The sequence below is a fragment of the Paenibacillus pseudetheri genome (genome assembly GCF_924513355.1).
Lineage (GTDB): Bacteria > Bacillota > Bacilli > Paenibacillales > Paenibacillaceae > Paenibacillus_AQ > Paenibacillus_AQ pseudetheri.
The window spans coordinates 1-8,836 of the sequence record NZ_CAKMAB010000073.1 but is presented as its reverse complement, the minus strand read 5'-3'; the positions used below and the strand labels follow the sequence as shown (position 1 = coordinate 8,836).

Sequence of the window (8,836 nt, the reverse complement as noted above, 5' to 3'; positions counted from 1 at the left end):
AACTGTATAGCTCTCGGGATCCGACTCCCACGGGCAGAAACGTTCGATCCCCGGCTACCGCTATCTTACGACCACACAAAAATGAGGTCCACCAGAAAGATCTGGTGACCTCATAATACGATCGGGCAGGATAATCCAATAAACGCATCGAATATAAGACGGTTGTAAGATTTAACCTTGGGAGGATCAAATTACATGTTGGAATCCATAAAGGAAGACTATATTTTATTGAATAAGAAAAGTTGGGATGAAGTAGCTCCCCGATTTTTTGGGAGGACTGCACTTCCAGTTTACGGCCCATTCTTGCCCACAGAAAACGAATTAAACTTATTTGGTAATGTAGAGGATAAAATAGTCTTAGAAATTGGTTGCGGAAGTGGCCACTCTTTAAATTTCATGGCCTCACGTGGAGCCTCAGAGCTTTGGGGAATTGACTTATCCGATACTCAGATCGAGACTGCGTGGGATTTGCTATCGGCTCATAAATCAAAATTGAATCTTTTCCAAGGACCAATGGAAAAGAACCCTGGTATTCCGAGTGAATATTTTGATATCGTTTATTCCATCTACGCCATTGGTTGGACCGTTGATTTGCCAATGACATTACAGCAAGTATTCAGCTACCTGAAACCTGGTGGGACCTTTATTTTTAGCTGGGAGCACCCGTTACATAATCGAATTAAACAGGAAGGCGAGCAGTTTGTAATTAAAAAATCTTATCATGAGGAAGGTCCTCAACAGTGTGAACCATGGGACTTGCCAGCTATGATGAATCAACTAAAACTCAGTACATATATAAATGAGCTAATTCAGTCTGGATTTCAAATTGAAAAAGTGATTGAAGATGTTGTCATCACAGAGGAAATAAAATCGGGAGATTCTACAGTGTGGTATACACATCAAAAGGCATCATTAATACCTGCTGCATTTATTATAAAATGCACTAAAAAATAAGGGTATTTTCATAAAGCTTAGATCCGTTTAGTACGTGGATCGTTCAACTAACGGGACACGATAGCTCAATAACGACACAAAGGCAATCGATCAGTGGATCGGCTGCCTTTGTTCAGCTAACGGGCAGTTATGCGTAACTTCCAGGGAATGTAAACATCTAAATAACGTAAGGAACGAGGAGGCAGACAATTCATGGGAGGAACGAATGTATGGGATGCGGAGTGGGAGGTTAACGAAGAGCAGGCGCGGACGCTGATCGGCAGACAATTCCCTCAGCTGTCATCGAAGCAAGTGAAGCGATTGGGCTGGGGCTGGGACAATACGGTTTTTCTCATCGGTGACGAGTACGTGTTCCGGTTTCCAAGAAGAACGATTGCAGTTGGCTCGATTCGTATGGAAGGGAAGCTGCTGCCGAAGCTGGAGGCATATATGACCATCCCCTATCCGAAACCGTTGTTTTATGGCGAAGCAAGTGACGAATACCCGGCACCATTTCTTGGCTATGCCTACGTGCCAGGAGATTTCCCAATCGGTTTGACGGAAGAACGCCGGGCTTTATCGGCAGAGACGCTGGCGAAATTTTTGCGGAGATTGCATGAGTTTCCGGTGCAGGCGGCGCTGAAGTGCGGAGTTCAGCAAGATCATCGAAACTTGACGGACATAGCATCGCGCAAAGTGAAATTGGAGGGCTTTCTATCGAAGGTGGTTGAACACTTGTCGCCGGAGGAGTCCGGTGTGATCGAAGCGTATATTAGCAGGCTGCAAAAGGACCGTGTCGAGGCGGTGAAGGCACTGCTACATGGCGATCTTCATTTCAAAAATATGCTTGTGAATGAGAACGGGATCGTTTCCGGCATCATTGATTGGGGCGATCTGAGCGTAGGCCATCCGGCTTGCGATTTGAGCGTTGCTTATAGCTTTTTACCACCTTACGCTCGTGGCGTGTTTTTCGAAACGTACGGAGGAGCGGACGAGGAAACGAAGCTGCTGGCGCGGCTGATCGCGGTATACATCCCCATACTGATCTTAATGCAAGCGGTCGATGACGGGAATGAAGCGATTGCGGCAGAGGCGAAATCCAACATCATGCGGGCACTGTCGGATTAGGCTCATTATTTCGTTGCGGCTATGGGGCTATGGCTATCGGCACCATTTTGTCGTTTAAAGGCCGCGATAAGGTACGATCCGCCTTCTCTGATGCCGCTTTATGTTGAGGAACACGAAATTCAACAGAGTAAGTCGTTGCGCTAACGAGACACGATAGTTCAAACAACCAGAGAGCAGACCGCTACGGGCAGCTGCTCCCTTTCGCATTGAAGTAACGGCAGGATAGTTCAAAACTGCCGACGTCGGATACGGCAGCTTTTGTCGTTTAAAAGGTCGAACGAATATTACAGGTATCTTGGTTATTGATACATGAACGGTATATGTTCTTGTCTGGGCCGGGCGGCGTCACAATTCGAATCGGACATTAATGCGGCATGCGGTCAGTTGTACCGAACCGAATAGTGAACGTAGCATGATTTGTAAAAACTTTGCCTTTAGCCGAATTAACCTAAACTGGAAGTTGAGATGAAATGAGGAGGCTGGCGTATTGGAACACCATATAGGTAGTTGTCATATCCGCATATTATCGGAATGGAGACGTACAGTGCAAGGAAAATCTGGTATTGCCGAATTTTCAATTGACTTTATTTTCAAAAGACATCTTTTGTAGAATTGAAAGAAAGATGTACCATTTCGAAAAAAGTTATAGCGTTTATAAAAAGTTGCACGGTTTTATCTACACTTCACTGGATGAACACGATGTTTTACCTTTTTGTTCCATCTGTTTGTATATACCTGCATTCCGTTATTTCGGTGCAGGTTTTTTATTAACTTGAATTAGAGCTAACTCTAAGTTGTAAACTAACTTTAATCAAAAGGAATGGATGATGTTATTGTAATCATGGTCACCGTTTTTTCCTGCGCCTGGGGCTCCAATAAGAAGACCTATTCCCTTAAAGTATAGACAATTCCTCAAAAAAAGTTATATCCTTTAGTTGATATTGAAACACTTCATTGGGTTTGATTTCTTAGGCAATAACATAGGAAAATACAAAATTCACAAAGGGGAGTAAGGTTCATAATGCAGTTACATTTATCATCTCCAGGCATGATTCGAAAATGAGTGATCAAAGAAAATGGCATTGGCCCGACTATTTTCTATTTCTCATGCGTACGGTATGGTTTACATTCAATGGATACGCGATATTTAGTAGTACGATTGGTTCAGAAAAGTGGATTTTACTTTTATGGGCTAGTTGTTCTTATATAATACCCCATCTATTTTATCGACCTGGGCTTATTAAATTCCAATATTATTTAATGGCTGAGGTGTTGTTAACGGGTTCTTTGTTTATTTACTTATCGAGTCAGTATGATATATCAGTGACTTACAGCTTTTTACTTGTGCCTATCCTTACTCTTGCTTATGCTTGTCAAGTTAAGCCATTAATTTGGTTAGGACCTTTCGCCGTAATAGCTAGTACATGGGCTGGCAGTCTCTTCACTAATCAGGATTTCTTTAAACTCTTCGTTGACACAACTATTTTTTATGGTATTGGGTTTTGTTTAGGAAGGATGACCATTGTCAACAAAGCTAATAAAGAGTTAATTGCCTCTATAGAGGAAAAAAATAAGGATTTGGAATATTACTCAAAAAAGATTGAGGAACTGACGATAAAGGAAGAACGAAATAGAGTTTCGCAAGACTTGCATGATACGGTAGGTCATATTTTCACATCGGTCATAACAAGCTTAGATGCCCTTCCTTTTCTATATCCGGCAGATCAAAAAGAAGCAGAAAATAGTATAAAAGAGATTTCAGATTTAGCACGGAATGGCTTGAACGATGTGAGAAAGACAATTCACCATATGTCTCCAACGGACCATCAGACACTTGTTGAATCAGTGCAAGAATTGATTGCTGATTTTATGAAACATACATCAACAGATATACAACTGAATGTCAAAGGGGAAGCGACCAAAGTCAGTGAAAGAGTAAAGTTTGCCATTATTCGTTGTATCCAAGAAGGACTTACAAATGCGAAAAGACATGGTCAGGCTACTTTTATTAAAGTAAATATTTCGTTTGAACAAGAAGAATTGATCGTTCTTATCGATGATAATGGAAATGGTTGTCATAAATTAAATTTAGGATTTGGCTTACGCTCCATGAAAGATCGAATATCGGCATTAGCGGGTACGGTTAACTTTGATTCTAAATTGAATAATGGTATGAGGATCACGTGTATCATACCTATGGCAAAGGAAATTTAATGATCATGATTAAAGCGGCAATCGTTGAAGATCAAGAGATTCTAAGAAAAAGTTTAAAAATTGTGATTGAAAATATTTCTGACATTGAGATTGTTGGAACTGCAGAAAATGGAGAAGAGGCAATTGCTTTATGCGAAAGGGAAAACCTTGATATTCTTTTAATGGATATTCAAATGCCGGTGATGGATGGGGTTAAGGCAACAGAAGAAATAAAAAAACGTTGGCCCAATATTAAAGTGATCATCCTTACTACTTTTCAAGATGTCACTCATGTGTTGAATGCCTTAAATGCTGGTGCAGAGGGTTATATATTAAAGGCTGTTGATCCAGAATATTTAGTTCAGGGAATTAAAATGGTGTATCACGGAGGTTCCCTTATTCCTCAACAATTAGCAAAAGAGGTGTTTGGTCAAATACAATTAAATCATAACTCACACTCAGATCAAGACTATAACGTTATGAATCATCCCTATGATTTAAATAATCAAGAAATAAAAGTTCTCAAATGTTTAACCCAAGGATTGTCCAATAAAGACATTACAGAAAAAATGTTTCTTTCCATGGGTACTGTAAAAAATTATGTTTCTGCCATTTATTCGAAATTGAATGTAAAAAACAGATCTTCCGCTATTACTAAAGCAATGGAAGAGAGTCTTATAGCAGATAAGAAACATTAAATAAGAGAGCGTAGATGAAGTTAAATTGACTTTGTCTATGCTCTTTTTTATGACTTTTTAGTGACTTACCGGCACTACAATATATTACTTTTCAATTGTAGTGTATTGGGTAAGGAGGGATTAGATGAAAAACGTAAAGAGATTAATAAAATATGTCGGTGTATTCATTATTATAATATTGGTAATCGCACTTTTTAGGCCCACATGGACTTCGAATATAAAAGGGGATAACAGTATTAGCGTTTTAGAACAAGTTGAGATCAATGGTACCAAACAGCAAATCATGATTAGAGGTCATGATCAAAATAACCCGGTCATTATATATGTACACGGGGGACCGAGTGTGTCCGAAATTCCTTATGCCAAGTACGAAGACTTATTAGAAAAGGATTTCACTGTCGTTAATTACGACCAAAGAGGAAGCGGCAAATCGTATCATTTTAATGAAGATTATTCTAACTTAACGGCAGATGTACTTGTAGATGATTTATTAGAACTTACGGATTATATTTCAAAACGATTTGGTAAAGAGAAAGTGATCTTAATAGGTCATTCTTACGGCACATACTTAGGAACAACGGCTGCTTATAAAGCTCCAGAAAAATATGAAGCCTATATTGGGATTGGTCAAGTGAGTAATATGCAAGAAAGTGAAATAGATAATTTGAATTATACAATAAGTGAAGCAAAAAAAGCCGGAAATACAGAAGATGTGAAGTACTTAGAGGGGATCGCTGAAACAATATATAAAGGAGAGGCAGCGGTTCCAAGAGGTTATGTAGGGAAGTATGGCGGCGCTACAAGACTTATTAATATGTCGGATGGCGAAATACTATTAAGTCGTGAATATAATTTGTTGGATTTTATTCGCTATAACTATGGAGTTGCTAAGACACAAGAACAACTTGTAAAAGAGGTTTTTGATAAGCCATTACCTAAGATAGTCACAAAACTTGATTTACCATTTTATTTTGTAATGGGTAAATACGACGCTATGACTTCATCTAATGCAGCCAAAAATTATTTTGATAGGATTGAAGCGGATCAAAAGGAGTTCATTTCTTTTGAAGAGTCAGCTCATTATCCACTATTTGAAGAGAAGGAAAAATTTTATAAATGGATGTGCGATACATTTATAAAGTGATATAAAACGAATAACTATGTTGGTCCCTAACTTTCTTAAAGAGTTGAATATCTTGTATTCTAGCAATAAGCCGTTTCCTGGCAAAACGCATCACATTCAATTACGCGAAATCGTTTATTTTGAAATAGCAGAAGAGAAATAAGCCATGAGTCTGCACTCCGTGATTATCGGTGCTGAACAAGAACTGAAAGCAATGACGAAACATGATCAGGTGAATGGGAGAAAGAGAAGGGCTTTTTCACTTGTACGCCATAGGAAGTGAAGGCAGCGGCAACACTCTTTCCCTTCGCAATATCGATACTTAAAACAGGTTGATTCATATGACCTCCTTGGATGACACTAGGACCCAAAATAGGACCCAAAACAAATCCTCTCCACAGGTTGGCACGGAGATACGGGCTCTAGGCCCAACCAACTAAATCGGGGTATTAACATTGCTAGGGCTGAAACACTTTATGTGACGAGATCTAAGTCCCAACACCACATTCGTTCTTAACCCAGTGCTAATCTTTTAAGTATAAAAGAAAAGCTCATCCCCGATGAACTGGGATGAGCTTATTATCGCCCCTCGGTCTGCCCGAGGGATTTCGGAATTAAGCTAACGGGACACGCTAGCTCAAGCAGGTTAGAAGATTAAAACCTCTCTTTAGAAGCAAACCTAGTTGTAATAGCTTCTAAGGGGAGGTTTTATTATGAAGTTAAGTGAGTTGTGGCATCTATATGAGGCTGATAAACGAATTCAAGGATATAGTCCGAGAACATTGAACGCCTACGTCCTCCAAAACAAAATGCTAATGACGGAACTAGGTGATCCCGAGATAGCGGAGATTACATTGCTAATGCTGAAGCAATATTTGGCGAAACAAGCAGAACGTTTGAAGCCAAGCAGCCTAGGGCATCGAATTCGTTTCGTCCGATCCCTATTTCGCTATGCGTATGAAGAGACTTACCTGACTTCAAATCCCTCTTTAAAACTAAGAGAACCCAAATTGACAAGCGAATTCCTAAGTTTTTAGTCGAGGAAGATGTTATTCATCTTAAGATCTCGTGCCAATCATTAAGAGAAAGAGCGCTGCTTGAGCTTCTCTATTGTACTGGCTGTCGAGTCGGGGAAGTAGAGAGGATAAACATCGAGGATCTCAGCTGGGAAAACTGCTCTATAGTCGTAAACGGTAAGGGCTCCAAGCAGAGAGAAGTGTACTTTACGACAGAGTGCAAAGTATGGTTAAGGAAGTACCTGACCAGTCGTGGAGATACCTGTAAAGCCTTATTCGTAACGGATACCAACCCAACTAAACGCATGGCTATTCCTACAATAAGGTGGGCATTAAAACGACTTGCAGATCGAGGAGAGATTGAAACGAATGTTTATCCGCATCGCTTTCGACATACCTATGCTTGCCAACTCCTTGATAACGGTGCTCCCTTGGATTTCATCCAAGGTATGTTGGGTCATGAGAAAGCCTCAACCACGCAAATATACGCACAACTTCGTGGCGAACGCAGGAGAGAAATGTATCGACGATTTTTTTAGCATATAATAGCGGCAGATCCCTTTTAGAAATCTGCCGCTATTCAACTAAAGGGCAGGATAATGAAGAAGACATGCCTGGAATGTATATATTTACCAGACTAAAATGTGTTAGTATCTTAGGCAGGAGGCGATACCTAAATGCGAAAATCATTTATTGTTGTATTTCTCATTATTAGTATCCTCATTCTGTATTTTAATAGGTCTTGGATAATACCTAATACATATGTAAGTGGTTGGGGAGCATCTTCAGCTAAATCAGATAATCAATCGACTACTCAAACCATTAAATTTAATGCGACTATTAAAAATGATGGTCATTATCCTGTTTACGTAAAAGAAATTAAGACATTATTTTTAGATTCAATAAAAAATAATTTTCAATCGGGGGATCAAAAGATTTCAGTTAATAAATGGTTAAAACCTAACGAAACTACTGAAGTTAATGGAGAATGGATGTTTGAGACTTCGGGGATTAAAGATAACAACATTATGCTGGCTTATCCCAATAATTATGCTACGTTTAAGGTCAACATTTGCCCATTCTAATTGTTACACTAAACACAAGAGCTTAATAACCACACCAATTGGCTGTTGGGAGAATGTAAAAGGAGGTGAAGAGTGTTAATAAAAAAAGATACGTATACTTAATCGTTGTCTTGTTATTGTTTGTGATGGTTTATACAGAACCAAGCACTCAAGATTATGATTTATACCTTCATAAGATCCATGGCCTTAATTGCGATAGTAGAACAAGCTCTAATTGCTTTCACACTATAAATGACATGGAATCAGGACATATCACTCATCTACTTATTTTTATGACAGCAGAAACCAATATATTTGGAGAAGAAGACAATAAAATACGTGTATTAGGTATTTTCAATCACTTCTTTGTAATAGAAAATAGTCTTCATCCTAAATCAGTTGATAACAATAGTACCGGAGGTCCGTTAAGCTAACGGGGAACGTTAGTTGAACGACAACAGCGGCAGTCTAAGACTTTATTTATCAAGTCTTGGTCCGCCGCTGCTTCTAATAATGGATCAGTCTAAAACTCATTTTTCAAAAGCTGACGATTTTTTATTTGACGGATTGTCAAGCTAAGTGCGACACATGGTCCATGAAAGATTCATGAGCAGATTTCCAGCCTAAGCATTTTCGTGGACGATGGTTAATGAGATGTAAGGCATGAGCTAGTTCCTGATC

Annotated in this window: 10 protein-coding genes and 1 pseudogene; 9 read left to right on the top strand and 2 right to left on the bottom strand. The window is 39.3% G+C overall.

Going from position 1 to position 8,836, the window contains the following annotated elements; translation table 11 throughout:
* The first annotated feature begins 195 nt into the window (after positions 1 to 195).
* The 5 genes from L1028_RS30560 to L1028_RS30540 all read left to right on the top strand — a co-directional run bounded on the left by L1028_RS30560 (position 196) and on the right by L1028_RS30540 (position 6,096).
* Positions 196 to 954 (top strand): class I SAM-dependent methyltransferase, encoded by a 759-nt coding sequence (locus L1028_RS30560; protein ID WP_234541907.1) that lies wholly within the window; start codon positions 196 to 198, stop codon positions 952 to 954.
* 192 nt (positions 955 to 1,146) lie between these two features.
* The gene (locus L1028_RS30555) at positions 1,147 to 2,061 is read left to right on the top strand and encodes a phosphotransferase (RefSeq protein ID WP_234541906.1); all 915 of its coding nucleotides are present in this window, start codon (positions 1,147 to 1,149) and stop codon (positions 2,059 to 2,061) included.
* 1,059 nt (positions 2,062 to 3,120) lie between these two features.
* On the top strand, positions 3,121 to 4,275 hold the full coding sequence (locus L1028_RS30550) for a sensor histidine kinase (RefSeq protein ID WP_234541905.1): 1,155 nt from the start codon (positions 3,121 to 3,123) through the stop codon (positions 4,273 to 4,275).
* Positions 4,276 to 4,280: 5 nt separating this feature from the next.
* Positions 4,281 to 4,952: a response regulator transcription factor gene (locus L1028_RS30545; RefSeq protein ID WP_234541904.1), complete on the top strand. Its 672-nt coding sequence runs from the start codon at positions 4,281 to 4,283 to the stop codon at positions 4,950 to 4,952.
* 124 nt (positions 4,953 to 5,076) lie between these two features.
* A complete protein-coding gene (locus tag L1028_RS30540; RefSeq protein ID WP_234541903.1) occupies positions 5,077 to 6,096 on the top strand; it encodes an alpha/beta hydrolase in 1,020 nt (339 codons plus the stop codon).
* 164 nt (positions 6,097 to 6,260) lie between these two features.
* Here the strand turns inward: L1028_RS30540 and L1028_RS30535 are convergent, their stop codons facing one another.
* Positions 6,261 to 6,416, bottom strand: coding sequence for a hypothetical protein (locus tag L1028_RS30535; RefSeq protein WP_234541902.1), 156 nt, complete (start codon positions 6,414 to 6,416; stop codon positions 6,261 to 6,263).
* A gap of 372 nt (positions 6,417 to 6,788) precedes the next feature.
* Here L1028_RS30535 and L1028_RS30530 point away from each other — a divergent pair, with 372 nt between their 5' ends.
* The 4 genes from L1028_RS30530 (at position 6,789) to L1028_RS30515 (ending at position 8,589) form a co-directional block, all read left to right on the top strand.
* Positions 6,789 to 7,112, top strand: a complete 324-nt coding sequence (locus tag L1028_RS30530; protein WP_234541901.1) for a site-specific integrase — start codon at positions 6,789 to 6,791, stop codon at positions 7,110 to 7,112.
* Positions 7,085 to 7,630 (top strand): tyrosine-type recombinase/integrase, encoded by a 546-nt coding sequence (locus L1028_RS30525; protein ID WP_341482597.1) that lies wholly within the window; start codon positions 7,085 to 7,087, stop codon positions 7,628 to 7,630. Before L1028_RS30530 ends, L1028_RS30525 begins: the two co-directional genes overlap by 28 nt.
* A 138-nt stretch (positions 7,631 to 7,768) precedes the next feature.
* Positions 7,769 to 8,176 (top strand): hypothetical protein, encoded by a 408-nt coding sequence (locus L1028_RS30520; protein ID WP_234541900.1) that lies wholly within the window; start codon positions 7,769 to 7,771, stop codon positions 8,174 to 8,176.
* Between the two features lie 236 nt (positions 8,177 to 8,412).
* Entirely contained in the window at positions 8,413 to 8,589 is a 177-nt protein-coding gene (locus L1028_RS30515; RefSeq protein ID WP_234541899.1) for a hypothetical protein, read from the top strand.
* 136 nt (positions 8,590 to 8,725) lie between these two features.
* Here the strand turns inward: L1028_RS30515 and L1028_RS30510 are convergent.
* A pseudogene (locus L1028_RS30510) lies at positions 8,726 to 8,836 on the bottom strand (IS30 family transposase); the annotation flags it as partial.